The sequence below is a fragment of the Sphingobacterium sp. InxBP1 genome (assembly GCF_026191775.1).
Taxonomy (GTDB): Bacteria; Bacteroidota; Bacteroidia; order Sphingobacteriales; family Sphingobacteriaceae; genus Sphingobacterium; species Sphingobacterium thalpophilum.
Genome location: NZ_JAINDX010000046.1, coordinates 547,001 through 562,789, shown reverse-complemented (window position 1 = coordinate 562,789; position 15,789 = coordinate 547,001). Strand labels below are relative to the sequence as shown.

Genomic DNA, 15,789 nt, shown 5'->3' with positions numbered 1-15,789 from the left:
TCATTTTAGTTACAATAGCATTTGCCGAACCGAATAGAGACGTCTATACGCTGAAACACGTACAGTGATCCATCAGAACATAACAATAGGCATAGTTGAGGTCAGATAAGCTCTTGTCATATGCCGCGCGCATTGTATTGCATTTGAAAGGCAATTTATCTAAGTTTGCAGTAGAATTAAAAATCAACTGAACAGTAGCGTATGAAAGATAGTGTTTTGAGTAGAAAAGAGCGGATCATGAAGGAAGCTTTGCTGCTTTTTTCAGAACAGGGTTATACCAATACGTCTACCAAAACGATTGCACAGAATGCCGGTGTTTCGGAGGCTTTGATTTTCAAACATTTTGGTAATAAGGATGCGCTTCTGGTCTATCTAATCAAGTCCGGGTATCGCAAAGTGCTGACGCATCACCGTGGGATGATGACTTACCGTGAGCCGAAAGACTTTTTGCGGACCATGATCAACCTGCCGAACAAGCTGGTGACGGCCGAACCAATATTCTGGAAACTGCAGGAACGTCTGTCGCACCATCCTTTTTCTAAGCAACAGCACGAACAGTTTATGAAGCCCGTGCAGCCCATTATTCATCGTGCGTTTAAGGAACTGGGATATGAAAATCCCGAACTTGAAACACAGTTCCTGCTGTTGATCATAGATACGCTATGGAAGAAAGAAGCAATCGGTGAATTGGAACATGTGATGGAACTGACGCTGTTTCTGGAAAAAAAGTATAATCTGATTTAGCTTATTTCATCACATTCTGACTTTTTATAAGCTGCGCCAGCAGAGTACTGGATCACTCTACAGCGCCCCCCCCCGTTCATCACCTCGATGATCCATGCCTCTGAACTAAACCTTGCTGCATAACTATCCTGTTTTTACAATCCGTCTGCAGCACATGGCCCCAGCATCCCATACGATGCACTTTCAGCTGTTAGTCCCTCGATAACGTTTGACGCCAGATTGCCCTTTTGTCGTGTCGCTTCGTCAAGAGATCAGTTCATGATTGAGCATCTCATAGGTTTGGAATGCGTCTTTTTGCGTGTTTATATTAAATTGTTGCAAAATCAATTTCATTTTCTCCAAAATTATGACGTTATTAGTACTCAATTTAATTCATTATACAAACTAATTTATGTTCAAAAAACTTGGTCTCGGACTATTGGCTTTGGCCGGCACGATTTCATTCCTGCGAGCACAAGACAAGAAAGATTTTGTGAAATATATCAATTCCCAACACGATTGGGTAGATGCGGTATTCAATACATTGACACCAAAGGAAAAAGTCGCTCAATTGTTTTTGGTGCGGGCGCATACGAATCTGGGCCAGAAGTATATCGATTCTGTTGCACAGGTTGTGAAAGACGAACAGCTTGGTGGCCTTGTTGTATTTCAGGGTGGACCCGTGCGGCATGTGGACATGTTCAACCGTTATCAGTCCCTGGCAAAGGTACCGTTGATGATAACTTTTGATGGTGAATGGGGGCTTGGTATGCGGATGCCGGATTCTACGTTATCTTTTCCTTATCAGATGACCCTCGGAGCTGTGCAGGACAATCAGCTGATCTACCGGATGGGCCGTGAAGTTGCACAGGATTTTCACCGGATTGGTATGCACTTCAATTTTGCGCCGGATGTGGATATCAACAATAATCCTAAAAACCCGGTAATCGGTATCCGTTCATTTGGCGATAATAAATATAATGTTACCCAAAAGGCAAAGGCCTATATGGACGGCATGGTTGATGGTGGTATATTGGCATCCATCAAACATTTCCCGGGACATGGAGATACTGATGTCGACTCACATTATGATCTGCCACAGTTACCTTTTGATAAAAAGAGGCTCGATACGCTGGAAATGTATCCATTCAAAGAGCTTATCAATGCTGGAGCTCCCGCGGTGATGGTGGCACATATGAATATTCCGAGCCTTGATGCTACTCCCAACATGCCTTCGTCAATTTCAAAAAAGGTTGTTACGGACCTTCTCCGGAATGAGCTCGGTTTTAAGGGGCTGACCGTCACCGATGCGATGGACATGAAAGGGGTGAAAAAATTTTTTCCGAACGGAGAGGCGGATGTACAGGCGATCATTGCGGGACATGATCTGCTGGAAGTGTCGGAGAACAGTAAACGGGCGATTGACCTTATCCTGAAAGCCATCGACGAAGGGCGTATTGCACAGGCCGATATCGATGCCCGCGTAAAGCGCGTACTTGCGGCCAAGCTGTGGTTGGGGCTGGATAAATATCAGACGACATCGCAGCAAAACCTATACGCGGACCTTCATCGGGCATCTGCCATACAGCTGATCGATGAACTGTCCAATGCGGCAGTCACTGCGCTTAGATCAACGGACAAGTTGAAATCTTTCAAAAAGGAGCTGCCGACAGCAATTATTAATATTGGCATCCCGGCCAATCAGACCTTCCAGGATGATCTCATTAAAGGTCTGAGTAATGCAACAGCGTATTTTGTCCCCGACAGCATCAGCAAAGACGAAATGAAGCGCCTTGTCAAAGAGATCAAGAAAAACAAGCAATATATCATTGCGGTACATGATACCAGACTTCGTCCGCGGCCTTCCCTCGTGCTGAATGAAAATGTACAAGGTCTAATGAACAAGTTTGCCAAAAAGTCCATTCTGACTTTATTCACCAACGCCTATGCCCTGGATGGCATTGAAGCTTCGAAAAAAGCCAAGACGATTTTACTAGCCTATCAGAACGATGCATTTATGCAACATGCTGCCGCGAAGACCGTCCTTGGCCAAAATATCCCAAAGGGGAAATTGCCGGTAACCATCAACAAGAAATTTAAAACGGGACACGGAAAATAGACTCTTTTAAAATCACACTAAAACAACAACCCTCCTCGGATGCCGCTGAAGAAGCAATCACTCCGGGAGGGTTATTTTATTTAAATTCTTTTCTTTAAAGTTCTTCGTCAACTTCCCGGCTATCGGAAGGCCGGCTTTCGTTTTTCATCCTGTCAATGGCCGTGACGACATATTTATAGCGGTGGCGCGGCTTGATGTCGTTATCGGTGTACTGGAGTTTATCCGCGTCATAGCTGATAGAAATGATTTTGCTGGGATCTTTGATGTTGACGCGTTCACCTACAGCAAAACGATAGACAACATACCCGTAGGCGGATTCGCCGTCACTTGCCGCATCGGGTTTTTGCCAGAAGAGCGTATTCATTTTACCGTTGGCCAAAGATTTTACGAGTAATCCAAAGGGCGCGTTGGGCGCGATGCTGTCCAGCCATGGCATTGTAGGTGGCAATGCAGGTGCACGGTAGAGGTCATTGCGCATGGAGTCCTGTAGCCCTGCGAGATTATCAGTGAGTGACCGCGAGCTAAAATAAATACTTCCACCTACAAGATGCTCTTCCCGTAAGTGCCGCACCTGTCGTGGAATCTGGCTTTTGTCGGTCCACCCAACTTTGTTTTCTGTGACGCGGTATGCACCGTGTCCGACATAAAAATGCCGTCCGTAGGTATGTCGTTGCCACCAGGATACCAGTATTTCATAAGCTGCCGCCCGGTTTTTAAAAGGAAAGTAGATCTGCGGGTTGATATAGTCTATCCAGCCTTCCTGCATCCATTTGACCCCATCGGCATAGAGCTCCCGGTAGGCGCTCAGGCCCCGTGTTTCGGATCCCGCACTATTATTCTCCTTATTATCCCATACACCGCAGGGACTGATTCCGTATTTGACATAAGGCTTGACTCGTTTGATGGCAGTCCCCAGATCTCGTACGAGCATGTTGACGTTATTGCGGCGCCAGTCTTCGATATGCTCAAAGCCGTTATTATATTGGGCAAACGTCATCTGGTCAGGTACTGGAGTGTTCCGGCTGTCCGGATAAGGGTAAAAATAATCGTCAAAATGGATGCCATCCACGTCATAATTCTTGACCACGTCCATAATGACGTCGATGATATATTTGCGTACTTCGGGGAGTCCGGGATTAAAAAGTTTTTTCCCCGCATAAGTAAAGAACCATTCAGGGTGCCTTTTTGTGATATGGTCGTCCGAGAAATGTGCTGGGTTTAAGGTCGTCGACGCCCGATAGGGATTAAACCATGCGTGCAGCTCCATTCCCCTTTTATGTGCTTCTTCGATCGCGAATTGCAGTGGGTCGTAAAAGGGGGACGGAGGTTGTCCCTGTTTGCCCGTAAGATATCGGCTCCAGGGTTCCCTGCTCTTTGCATAAAAGGCATCAGCAGCAGGGCGAACCTGTAAAATAATGGCGTTTAGGCCCGCGCTTCGATGCTGGTCCAAAAGGTCGATAAATTCCTGTTTTTGTTGTGCTACATTACTGCTCGCCTTGACAGAAGGCCAGTCTATATTACCTATAGTCGCTACCCATACACCGCGAAACTCTCGCTTAGGTAGCTGCTGCGGGTATGTTTTAATTGATAATAAACAAATAACAAAGGCAAAAAAAGAATATAAATATGTTTTCCCGGTCATTCTATAAATTATAGCCAACAAAGATAGGGAAGCATTTCTTACTTTTTCCCTAAAAAATGTAAGATGTTTGTTGGATTCTTGTTAAAAGAACGACAGCTTGATTTTCAAATTGATAATAATGCAAATGCAGGTAACATGCTATGCTTATTTGTGCTAATTTAGATGCGGTTTTGGCAACAGCCTTGAAGGCAGGCTAACCGCAACAATAAAGATGATGAGCAAAGAACAAATATCCGTTTTTGATATGTTTAAAATAGGTATCGGACCGTCGAGTTCGCATACCTTGGGCCCTTGGCGTGCCGCGCAGCAATTTACCCATGTCCTCAACATAAAAGGTGTATTGGCAGAGGTAGAGCAGGTCAAAATTTTGCTTTACGGATCTTTAGCCAAGACCGGTGCCGGGCACGGAACCGATATCGCTGTGCTGCTGGGGCTAAGTGGTGACGATCCCGTTACTTTTGATGTGGACCGTGTGACACCAAAAGTTGAGCATATCAAAGCAGTAGGCGAACTAGAGGTCGGTGGTGAACGTAAAATTCCCTTTTCGTATACCGAAGACCTTCTTTTCCTGTACACGGAGAGCCTGCCCTTTCACCCGAATGCCGTTACTTTTCAGGCATTCCTGGCTAGTGGAAAAGCGATTACGGAAACCTACTATTCTATTGGTGGCGGATTTGTCGTGCAGGAAAATGATAACGAAAGTGTACTTTCGGAGGTGGATCTGCCATTTCCGGTGGATACAGCGCAGGAGCTGCTGCACTGGACGATGAAAACGGGATTGAAAATCTCTGAGCTTGTTCTTGAAAATGAGTGCGCGTGGCGGGAGGAGAGTGAGACTGTTGCTGGTGTGCTCAATATCTACAAAACAATATATGAGTGTATTTACCGCGGATGCCATACAGGAGGTACACTGCCGGGCGGCCTGAATGTAGAGCGGCGTGCGGCTAAATTAAATAAGAAACTGATGCAGGGGCGCAGCTATCAGGATTATGAGTCCTGGGTGATGGCGATCCGCGAAGGGGGACAGAATTTTCAATATATCCTGGATTGGGTGAGCTGTTTTGCTCTTGCCGTGAATGAAGAAAATGCTTCCTTTGGCCGCGTTGTTACCGCACCGACCAATGGTGCTTCGGGCGTGATTCCTGCGGTGTTGCAGTATTTTATAACCTTCCACGACGGAATGCGCGAAAATAAAATCATCCAGTTTATTCTGACCGCATCCGAAATCGGCTCGATCTTTAAGAAAAATGCAACCATATCCGCTGCCATGGGTGGCTGCCAGGCCGAAATTGGTGTTTCCTCAGCCATGGCCGCGGGTGCACTGACAGAATTACTGGGCGGCTCGCAGCGACAGGTGTTGATGGCTGCCGAAATCGCCATGGAGCATCATCTCGGGCTGACCTGTGACCCTATTGGCGGACTTGTGCAGATCCCGTGTATTGAGCGCAATACAATGGGGGCAATAAAAGCGATTACGGCTGCTCAGCTGGCCCTGCAATCGAATCCCGATAAAGCAAAAGTCAGCCTGGATACCGTGGTCAAAACCATGTGGGAGACGGCTTTGGATATGAATGCCAAGTACAAAGAAACAGCAGATGGTGGCCTGGCAGTCCATATTCCCCTGAGTCTGCCAGAATGTTAATGGTTTTCTGCCTGTTGTGATTTTTGTATCTTTGTTGCCGTGCCGTCACAGGGCCACTCACAACGTCTGAAGATGTAAACACAGCTGGGATACATGGGACAAAGGAGATAGGCTGGGCTTTCAGCAGCAAAGAAAAAAAGTAATAAAATGAAATATTGTGCAATAGCTTCGGGAAGTAATGGGAACTGCTATTATATAGCCAAAGATGATTCGGCAATATTGATTGATGCAGGCATCAACAGCAAGCATATTCATCTGCGGATGTATAATCTGGGAATACTGCCTACCCAAGTTAAGGCCATATTCATTACACACGAACATTCAGACCATATTAAAGGCCTTTCTGTCTTCGCAAAAAAATACGATCTGCCCGTATATATTACCAGAGGCAGTTATGATGGTTCCCGGTTACACTTACCGTCGCATCTGGTCAATATCATCGCGCCCAACGATGTCGTTGATGTCGGAGGGCTTAGGGTATATGGTATCCCTAAATTTCATGATGCCAAAGAACCCTGCAGTTTTTTGGTGTCCGATGGCACATATAATATCGGCGTGCTGACCGACATTGGCCGCCCTTGTGAAAACGTGCAGCATGTAATCCAGCATTCCGATGTACTACTGCTGGAATCCAATTACGATGAAGATATGCTACGTACAGGACGATACTCTTATTTTCTGAAAAATAGAATCAGTAGTGGATGGGGGCACCTTTCCAATCGTGCTGCAGCCGAACTGTTCAATCAATACAGGACCGAGCGCCTCAAGCACTTGATTTTAACCCACCTTTCCGGAGAGAATAATACTGTCGAACTCGTCCGCCAGACGTTTGAACCACATTGCGACCGTATCCAGCTTCATGTGGCTACACGCTACCGCGAAACCGAGTTATTTGATCTGGCGCAGCTGTTCATGTCGCCATCCCTATTGTCTGGTAATGTCTGTGCTGGATAACACAGCTGGCGAATGGCCTTGACCTGATTCGCTGGTATGATACCTGTTGGCACGTCCATGTCTTAAGGAAGTAACATGAGCAATTGCCACTGGTCCAGCCCTCAGTATGCGGTTACGCGCCCTCTCCAACCGAAAAAAATAAAATATAGTTGATATCCAAATAAATCCTTTTATATTTGCCTTTGTTTTTAATCAGTCTAAATTACTGGATAGTGATTTGATGATATGAAAATAAACAAAAGCACCATGCATAGACGGCAATCTATCACATGGTGCAGCTCTAGAGACAGCGGCAACTGTCTATAGATAGACTGCGGCAGCAGATGCTGGCAGTCGCTTCCGGTACAACATGGAAGGATCTGCAAGATAACGAAAATAATATTCATTTCGTTGTCTGCCCGTTTGCGACGCGCAAGATCCTCCATAGTAAGTTGAAAACTATACGTATCAATCAACATATTATGAAAGTTCTTATTTCGCTTTTTACATTTCTAACAGCACTGTTGTACAGTTTCAGCAGCAATGCACACGCCCTTTGGATTGAATCATCTCCTTCCGGTACGGTTAATCAGCCACATGAGGTCAGGGTATATTACGGAGAATATGCGACCAATGAAAGAGATAATATCGAAAAATGGTATTCTGACGTGAAGGATTTTACATTGCTCCTGTATGTTCCGGGAAAAGAGCCTGTTCAGGTCGAATTGACCAACAAAGGCGACCATTTCGGTGGTTCGTTTCAGCCTACCGTGGAGGGAACCTATTTTTTATCTATTGTTAAAGCGCCTAAAGATTTAGGTGGCGATACCAAGTATGAGTTTTCATCACTGGTGCCCGTCCAGGTGGGCAAATCGGCAAAGTTGGATTATAGCTCCTTGAAAAATCCTCTGCAGGTGGAACTGCTTAATGCGACTGCTGCGAAAAAAGGGGCTAGTCTGCAGGCAAAAGTTACAAGTGCAGGTCAGGCCGTTCCAAACGCAAAAGTATCTGTTTTTTCGTCTACCGGCTGGGGCAAGGAATTTGTTGCCGATGCTGCTGGCATCGTTACCTTTGATGCGCTTTGGTCCGGAGCCTACGTGCTTGAGGCCAGTATCTTCGAACAGAAAGCCGGTGAACATGAAGGTAAACCATATACCTCATCATGGCAGGGAAGCACAACCTTTTTACAAGTAAAATAAATTTTTGACACCTATAAAAAGAACATGGATACATGGCGAATTCCCGTTCCTAATGCATCCATGTTCATCATACATCTACTATTGACATTCTGATGAATAAGACGTTATCCTTTCTAGCTATTCCCGTGATCAGTTCTATTTTTTCTGTCGCGCAGGCGCAAACTGCGCTGAAAATTGATGGAATCCTGATCAATGAACATTCCGAACCTATCGTTGGCGCTACCGTCAAACTGACGAATACGGGCGTGACAACAAGTACAGACAGTGAGGGCCGCTTTGTGTTTTACAAACTTTCACCAGGTACATATAAAGTTGAAATCAAATCCTTTGGCTATACGAAGCATCATTTTGAAACCGTGCTTGCTGAAGAGGACAACCATTTGGGCGAGATTAGGCTAAGCAGACACGCCGAGTCTATTGACGAAGTCACTGTTTATGGAAAATATTACCAGAATTACAAATTTGACAGCATCTCGGGGTCATTGCGTCTCAAAACACCGATTCTAGAATTGCCACAGAACATTCAGGTCATCTCTTCCGATCTGATGGCTGATCAACAGGTTTTCGATATTGTGGATGGCATCACCCGTAATGTCAGCGGTGCTACCCGTCAGGGACACTGGGACAATCAATATGCTAATATCCGGATGCGGGGTTCGAAGATTCCAGCCTTTCGGAATGGAATGAATATCGAAGCATCCTGGGGGCCTACGGCTGAAGACGCTTCGATGATCGAACGCATCGAGTTCGTCAAGGGCCCAGCAGGTTTTATGCTGGCAAATGGCGAGCCAGGGGGCTTCTATAATGTGGTGACTAAGAAGCCGACAGGAAATACTCAGGGCTCGGCCACATTTAGCATGGGAAGCTTTAGTACATACCGAGCTGCGGTTGATTTTGACGGTAAATTACGCAAGGACGGTAAGCTTCTATATCGTTTAAATATGGCTGCTCAACAAAAGGATTTTTTTACAAAGTATAACTATAACAACCGAGTTACGATAGCTCCGGTTGTGACGTATAAGGTGGATTCCTTGACCAGTCTGACATTCGAGTATACTTACCAAGGATCTACTTATTTGGCAAATGGTAATTATACCTTTTCTCCAAAGGGGTTTGCAGATCCGGGTATCGCCAACGACTTTTTCTATGGAGATCCTTCTATGGAACCTGGTAAATTGAGAGATCACAGTGCATACATTTATCTAGACCGTAAATTGAACGATCGATGGAAGTTGCATGCACAAATGGCCTATTTTAATTTTGATATGAAGGCGACAAGCACCTGGCTGAATTACATGAAAGCCAACGGTGATATGCCTCGTTATTACAGCATCGCCGACGAGCATGGGGAAAATCGATTTGGCCAGGTTTCTTTAAATGGAGAAGAGTATACAGGCAGCGTCCGTCACCGTATATTGGTAGGTGCAGATTATGGCAATAAGAAGTTTTGGGGAGATTTTCGGACAATTCTAGATTCTATTCCATCAGCACCGCTCAACGTCTATGACCCTAAGTATGGAATTCCAGGAGACGTGTTTCCAGCGTTGGATCGGTCGCAGGATGTAAAAGTGCGCGCTGGTGGAAGTAACTATGTGACTTCCACGAATTATATCTCGTTCTATGCGCACGATGAACTGGCTTTCCTTGAAGAAAAATTAAGGTTGTCTCTTGGCTTGCGTTATACGGTCAATGAAGTTGTAGGGAAAACAGCTGCAGCTGATAGAACAGATAAAGCGTTTACTCCTCGCGTAGGTCTAAGTTATTCTATCGACAAAACGACAAGCGTATATGGGTTATTTGATCAATCTTTTGTTCCCGTTGCTGGCACCGATTGGCAAGGGAATGCGTTCAAACCTATAAGGGGAAATGATTTAGAAGCGGGACTGAAAAAGGAATGGATGGGCGGTAAATGGATTTCAACTTTAAGCGCTTATACCATTGCCCGTAAAAATGCATTGGTGGCAGATCCAGATCCGAGCCACGTTGTTAACGGCGTTTCTTTTCAGGCACAATTAGGTGAAACGAGAACAAAGGGTATCGAATTTGATATCACCGGTGAGATTGTTAAAGGATTAAACGTGAATGCCAATTACGCCCTCACCGATTCTAAAATTTCAAAAGATACTAAAGAAGAAAATATTGGAAATATTACACCTAACACAGCCAAACACACCGCCAATGCTTGGGTGTCCTACCGTCTGCAGCAAGGTAGGCTCCGGGGACTTGGGTTTGTAGGAAGTGTCCAAGGAATGTTTGATCGCGCTGTAGGTACGACGAAAGAAAGCAATTTTAAGAACTATTTGCGTACAGATGGAGGAATCAGTTATCAAAAAGGGAAATATAATATCTCTTTAATGGTCAACAATCTATTGGACAACCGCAAATTGTTGACGGCAGGATCAATTTCAAAAGCGAGTGCTGCCGTTCAGAAATTAGGTGGTGTGGACTATTATTCGTACATCGTGGAGGCCAGACGCAATTTCCGTCTGGGTATCACCTATAAATTTTAATCGAGCAGTTCTCTATAATCGCTAATGTCATGTATAGTACATTTTTATTGATCATACTGTTTGGAGCTTATCTTTGGTACAACAGCAGCCATAAGGTTAAGTTTCATCATCGGCCGGAATGGCTGAAAAAACTGAGCGCACAGAGGTCTTCTGTGCGCTTGCTGAGTATATTTTTGCTCTTGCTGCCATTTGGTGTTGTGCTTTATCTACAGGGATTTGGCGCTGGATTTTTTGCCTTCTTCGCTTATCTCATGTGTATGTTGAGTTTGGTGGTCCTGCTGAATCCGTATCGTTTTTTTAAAATAAACCATGTCCTTGGGCTGTACCTGTTTAGCCTTTGTGTTGAATTCTTTGTCGCTTAAAAATACGAGTAGTCTATGCCAGCAAATAAAAAATACCTCAGCACACCCTTTCAGCGTTTTTTGAAAATTACAGCCGGATTTATCGGCGGATACATCGTTATGCTCTCTTTCCATGTGCTTTTAACGACCTTTTTTGAGAAGAAGGACGTCGTTATCACCGCGGGATTTACGGGATATCTGCTCTGGGCGATGCTCCTGTTGTTCGCTTTTCTCTCCAAAAATGGATGGAAGATATGGGGGATCTATCTGCTTCTGGCAGCTGTTTTTTCCTTGCCTTATTTCCTAAAAAACTAATTGCTTATGAACAACCGGAATTATAACATCTACTTTAATACACATACGATCAGCGGCATCATTATCTGTGCGTTGCTGTATGTGATATTCTTCGCGGGGTCATTTGCCTTTTTTAGAGATGAGATCGCTGCCTGGCAGAACAATACATCATACAAAACATATGAAACAGATCATCGGCATTTTGATAAACTGCTGGATTCATTGCAGGAGGGGACAAATCTCCATGGCCGTGATATCACCTTCTATCTGTACCGTGAAGAAACCTTTGCTTATGTTGGCTATACCGCCTCGAATGACAGTATTTTAAACAAGGAAAACCTCGCAAAGATAACGCCTGAACAGCAGGCTGCAAACCAGAAGGGCCGCCGCCGGGGCGGTAGTGGGGATGCAAAGAATTTTACTTACAATTTTGCCAGTCACAGGCCTGGAGATTATGCGCAGAATTATGACATGGGTGAATTTTTGTTCCGTTTACACTTTTTGGCCCAGCTCAATCAGGTGCCTATTCGGCTCGGCATAGCTCCCTTTGGCTACTTGCTTGCCGGTCTCACCGCCTTTATATTCTTATTTGCACTTATTACTGGTCTACTGTTGCATTGGGATAAACTTGTTTCTAATTTTTTTGTTTTTAGACCATTCAATAAGTGGAAGACTGTTTGGACGGATATGCATACCGCTTTGGGTGTCATCGGCTTTCCCTTCCAGTTTATTTTTGCCGTTACAGGGACATTTCTGATCATCAATTCTGTCCTTGCGCTCCCTTTTAGCAAGTTGCTTTACCATGGCGATCAGCAAAAAATGTATCAGGAAATCGGCGTGACTGCCAACGATAATTATCCCTACAGCTATAAGCCTCTACACGCTAAAGCGAAGATTGCGCCTTTTCTTGACTTGGCGAAGAGCAAGTGGCCAGATAGCGAGTTTAAACGCATCACAGTGAAAAACTATGGGGATTCCAATATGCATGTAATCATGGAACTGGAGCCGCAGTACAATACGCGTTTTGCCGGATCCGGCCTGTTGACGGTGAAAGTCGCCGACAATAAAATTATAGAGGAAAAGTCGCCTGTAGCAGATGCCACTTATGCGGATTACGTCAAAAGCCTGCTGTATAGATTGCATTACGGTGATTACGGCGGTTATCCGCTAAAAGGTGTATATTTTATCTTGGGAGTCATGGGGTGCCTGGTGATTATCTCAGGTATTCTGATCTGGCTGGTGGCACGCGATAAAAATAGTGTGCCTCCGCGGAAACGGAAATTTAATTTCTGGGCGGCCAATATTTTTACTGCAATCTGCCTAACCATGCTGCCTGTCACCGCGATTACGTTTATCGCGATCAAACTGAGCCCGCAGGTGGATCAGGACTTTATTTATCGGGTATATTTCTACTGCTGGCTGCTGTTTTCCGTTTACTATATCGTACGTAAAAGTATTCGCAGAACCAACCGCGAGACCTTGTTGATGGGCAGTATTTTGGCATTCCTTATTCCTATAGTCAATGGTTTTATGACCGGCAGCTGGATCTGGGATACTTTTAGGAATGGACAGCGCGATATCTTTGTCGTAGACTTCTTATGGCTGATGATCGGAATTATCGGTGTCCTTGCGTATAGTAAAAGCAGGAAGTTTTTTGAAAAAATCCATTAGCGAATATTCTTTTCTCTTACGAAGTAATTCACTTCGGCTTTCCTTCAGGGGCGCCCATGGAGCGCCCCTGAAGCATATATAACCCACAGATAAAGTACCCATAAAGCACAAATCGCCTCGTACATTATTCTGGCCGGTCCCGGACTAAGTTGGTCAGAGGATGTTAAAGCTCAGACAGAGTTTCTTCGGTATCGCTTCGAGGATCCTTCGAGAGGCCTTCGAGGGGCCTTCGACAATCTTTCGGGACTGATTCGGGACAGCTTTGACATTTGTCCGCTTGCCGTTCGCCTGTTGTTTGGCTTATGGGTGAACATGAACCAAAGCACAATCCTCGTGTTGCCGAACCAGGACCGCCGCTACCTCAGAGCAGGGGCGAAGCAATCCCGAAGCGTTCTCGGAGGTTGTTGGGACTTGAACGGACTTGAAGGCACTTTAGGAGGCTTGAACGGACTCATGTATCTAAAAATCGGATTATTATTGTTATTTTTAGAATAACCAATAGTGAATCATCATGTCCAGTTTTTTTCAAGGTTCTAAGGGTCCCAACAGAAAAAAAGGGGAAGATTATCCCGTAAGTGAGCAGAGTCAGTTAGCCGGCAGCGACTTTGCCTATAACAGTACTTTATCCAGCCGTTTGTACCGAGAACTCAAACCTTTGCAGCGGACAGCTTGTAATCGTTCCACTTACCGTCGGTTGCAAAATGCGTTGTATGAAGCTGTACGGAACGATCAGATCCACGATCTCGGGAGCCTCCGATTGGGATATGGTGACGTATCTCCGTTGAAAGGGTTTCGCTTTTCTCTAAAAACCAGCCTGAGCAGGTTTCTTATGAACAATCCTGCGGCGTCTTTCAATGAGGAAAAAAAGAGTGTGGAAATGCGGATTGCCTTAAAAGACCTACATAGTTTTGAAGCCATACATGCCCGACTCGTCAGACTTGTGATAAAAATGTATTGTATTGTAATTCAGGTTGACAATAGCAATGAGATAACAATACAGGCCAGTAGAGATCTGGAATTGCAGAGGGATCATGTCCGGACGGAACGTACGGCTCATTTCTCCTTAAAAAATATTGAGGATGCGGTGATTCTGTGCTTGTGCACAGTCAGGTCCTGGCTGAAATCACCGGATGGCAAAGATGAGTTTTTATCCAACGATTCGACGTTGATGACAGCTGAAGTCATCGATGCCATCTTAGTGCGCGATGGTCATCGGGTTGTTTTCTCCGGCAAAAGAGACGGTGACATACATCCGGACATTCAGGCCAATAATGATGACGAGGTGGAGTGGAGCTGACGCCATTACATGACTGCTTTGAAAAACCTTCCCAGCCGCATCAGATCTTGTGCAGTTTTTTCATTCCAGTCCACGGCGTAGTTGAGACGGATACAATTATTGAACTGATCGTGCTGTGTGAACATTCTGCCCGGAGCAAAGCTTAGTTTTTGTCTGAGGGCATAATCGTAAAGCGTGGCAGAATCGATTTTGGGATCGAGCTCGAGCCAAAGCACGAAGCCACCCTCAGGCTGGGACATTTTGGTGTTTTCGGGAAAATGTGTTTCGATACTATTCCTAAAATTGACGTAGTTGCTGTACAATTTTTTTCTGAAGGTATGGAGATGGTGGTCATAACGTCCGATCTGCAGAAATTTGGCAACAGCTTCCTGGTAGATCGCTGGCTGCGATATAGTTTGAATCAGCCTTTGTTTCAGGATCTTTTCTTTATATATGCCGGGTTCTACCCATCCGATCCGGAAACCCGGTGCCAGCACTTTGGTGATCGAGCCGCACCACATTACCAGTCCCTCTTCATCATAATATTTACAAGGTTTGGGCCTGGACGTGCCGAAATAGATATTGCCATAGAGGTCATCCTCGATCAATGGAATATGGTGCAGGGCCAGAAGTTTGACAAGCTCGCGTTTGTGTTCGTCCGGCATGAGTGCTCCCAGCGGATTACTGAAATTGGAAACAAAACAGCAGACATCGATTTTGTGGATCACTTTCTTCAGGGCCTCCAGTTCAATGCCTGTTATCGGATGGGTTGGGATTTCGATGGTTTTCAGTCCTAGCACCTGAAATGCCTGTATAAAACCAAAGTAGAGCGGACTTTCCACTGCGATGGTATCGCCGGGCTTGGTTACCGCGCGTAAGCAGCTGTAGATGGCGTTCATGGCGCCCGAGGTGATGATTAGATCCTCATCGCTTATTTTTCCATCCAGTACCAATGACCATTTGGCAATTTCCTTGCGTAGGCTGGGGCTACCCTGCACCTGACCGTATTGATCTCCGTAGTCATGCAGTTCATGAACCGATTCGAGGATACATTTATTGAGTTTCTGAATGGGAAGCAGGGAGGGGCTAGGGAGTCCAAGGGAAAAGCGGGTGATCTCTTTGTCTTCAAGCGAATGAAATACCTTATCGATCAATGCAGCCGGATCCTGTTTTTTTTCGTGCGTTTTAAAGGTCGATGTCGAAGGGATGGACATGCGTCGTTGTCCCGCCAAGCTCACAAAAAAACCGGATTTGGGACGAGATTCGATCAACGACCTGCTTTCTAGCTCCATATAGGCACTTTTCGCGGTATTTAAGCTCACGTTGTAAAGCTTTTGGGCACTGCGGACAGAAGGCAGACGGTCACCATAAGCCAAAGAACCGTTTTTGATTTGGTTCTCGACAATGTTTGCAATTTTCTTATATAACAGCTGCGCCAT

Annotated in this window: 13 protein-coding genes; 11 read left to right on the top strand and 2 right to left on the bottom strand. The window is 45.3% G+C overall.

Annotation, left to right across the window (positions count from 1 at the left end; translation table 11 throughout):
- Positions 1 to 201: 201 nt before the first annotated feature.
- The gene (locus K7A41_RS14655; RefSeq protein WP_028071756.1) at positions 202 to 744 is read left to right on the top strand and encodes a TetR/AcrR family transcriptional regulator; all 543 of its coding nucleotides are present in this window, start codon (positions 202 to 204) and stop codon (positions 742 to 744) included.
- A 391-nt stretch (positions 745 to 1,135) separates the two neighbouring features.
- Entirely contained in the window at positions 1,136 to 2,842 is a 1,707-nt protein-coding gene (locus K7A41_RS14650) for a glycoside hydrolase family 3 protein (RefSeq protein ID WP_265714278.1), read from the top strand.
- Between the two features lie 94 nt (positions 2,843 to 2,936).
- On the opposite strand, the gene K7A41_RS14645 is transcribed toward K7A41_RS14650, so the two are convergent.
- Positions 2,937 to 4,484, bottom strand: coding sequence for a glycoside hydrolase family 10 protein (locus K7A41_RS14645; protein WP_265714277.1), 1,548 nt, complete (start codon positions 4,482 to 4,484; stop codon positions 2,937 to 2,939).
- A gap of 214 nt (positions 4,485 to 4,698) precedes the next feature.
- On the opposite strand from K7A41_RS14645, the gene K7A41_RS14640 reads away from it, so the two are divergent.
- The 9 genes from K7A41_RS14640 to K7A41_RS14600 all read left to right on the top strand — a co-directional run bounded on the left by K7A41_RS14640 (position 4,699) and on the right by K7A41_RS14600 (position 14,371).
- On the top strand, positions 4,699 to 6,126 hold the full coding sequence (locus tag K7A41_RS14640; RefSeq protein WP_265714414.1) for an L-serine ammonia-lyase: 1,428 nt from the start codon (positions 4,699 to 4,701) through the stop codon (positions 6,124 to 6,126).
- Between the two features lie 147 nt (positions 6,127 to 6,273).
- A complete protein-coding gene (locus K7A41_RS14635) occupies positions 6,274 to 7,080 on the top strand; it encodes an MBL fold metallo-hydrolase (protein WP_265714276.1) in 807 nt (268 codons plus the stop codon).
- 461 nt (positions 7,081 to 7,541) lie between these two features.
- The gene (locus tag K7A41_RS14630) at positions 7,542 to 8,258 is read left to right on the top strand and encodes a DUF4198 domain-containing protein (RefSeq protein WP_265714275.1); all 717 of its coding nucleotides are present in this window, start codon (positions 7,542 to 7,544) and stop codon (positions 8,256 to 8,258) included.
- Between the two features lie 92 nt (positions 8,259 to 8,350).
- Positions 8,351 to 10,768 (top strand): TonB-dependent siderophore receptor, encoded by a 2,418-nt coding sequence (locus K7A41_RS14625; protein WP_265714274.1) that lies wholly within the window; start codon positions 8,351 to 8,353, stop codon positions 10,766 to 10,768.
- 29 nt (positions 10,769 to 10,797) lie between these two features.
- On the top strand, positions 10,798 to 11,130 hold the full coding sequence (locus K7A41_RS14620; RefSeq protein WP_265714273.1) for a hypothetical protein: 333 nt from the start codon (positions 10,798 to 10,800) through the stop codon (positions 11,128 to 11,130).
- Between the two features lie 15 nt (positions 11,131 to 11,145).
- Positions 11,146 to 11,424 carry a hypothetical protein gene (locus K7A41_RS14615; RefSeq protein ID WP_265714272.1) on the top strand — a complete coding sequence of 93 codons (279 nt, stop codon included), beginning with the start codon at positions 11,146 to 11,148 and terminating at the stop codon, positions 11,422 to 11,424.
- Positions 11,425 to 11,430: 6 nt separating this feature from the next.
- Entirely contained in the window at positions 11,431 to 13,074 is a 1,644-nt protein-coding gene (locus tag K7A41_RS14610; RefSeq protein ID WP_265714271.1) for a PepSY-associated TM helix domain-containing protein, read from the top strand.
- A 312-nt stretch (positions 13,075 to 13,386) separates the two neighbouring features.
- Positions 13,387 to 13,569, top strand: coding sequence for a hypothetical protein (locus K7A41_RS14605; protein WP_265714270.1), 183 nt, complete (start codon positions 13,387 to 13,389; stop codon positions 13,567 to 13,569).
- Between the two features lie 16 nt (positions 13,570 to 13,585).
- Positions 13,586 to 14,371: a hypothetical protein gene (locus K7A41_RS14600; RefSeq protein WP_265714269.1), complete on the top strand. Its 786-nt coding sequence runs from the start codon at positions 13,586 to 13,588 to the stop codon at positions 14,369 to 14,371.
- Between the two features lie 5 nt (positions 14,372 to 14,376).
- Here K7A41_RS14600 and K7A41_RS14595 read toward each other — a convergent pair whose 3' ends face one another.
- The gene (locus K7A41_RS14595; RefSeq protein WP_028071766.1) at positions 14,377 to 15,789 is read right to left on the bottom strand and encodes a PLP-dependent aminotransferase family protein; all 1,413 of its coding nucleotides are present in this window, start codon (positions 15,787 to 15,789) and stop codon (positions 14,377 to 14,379) included.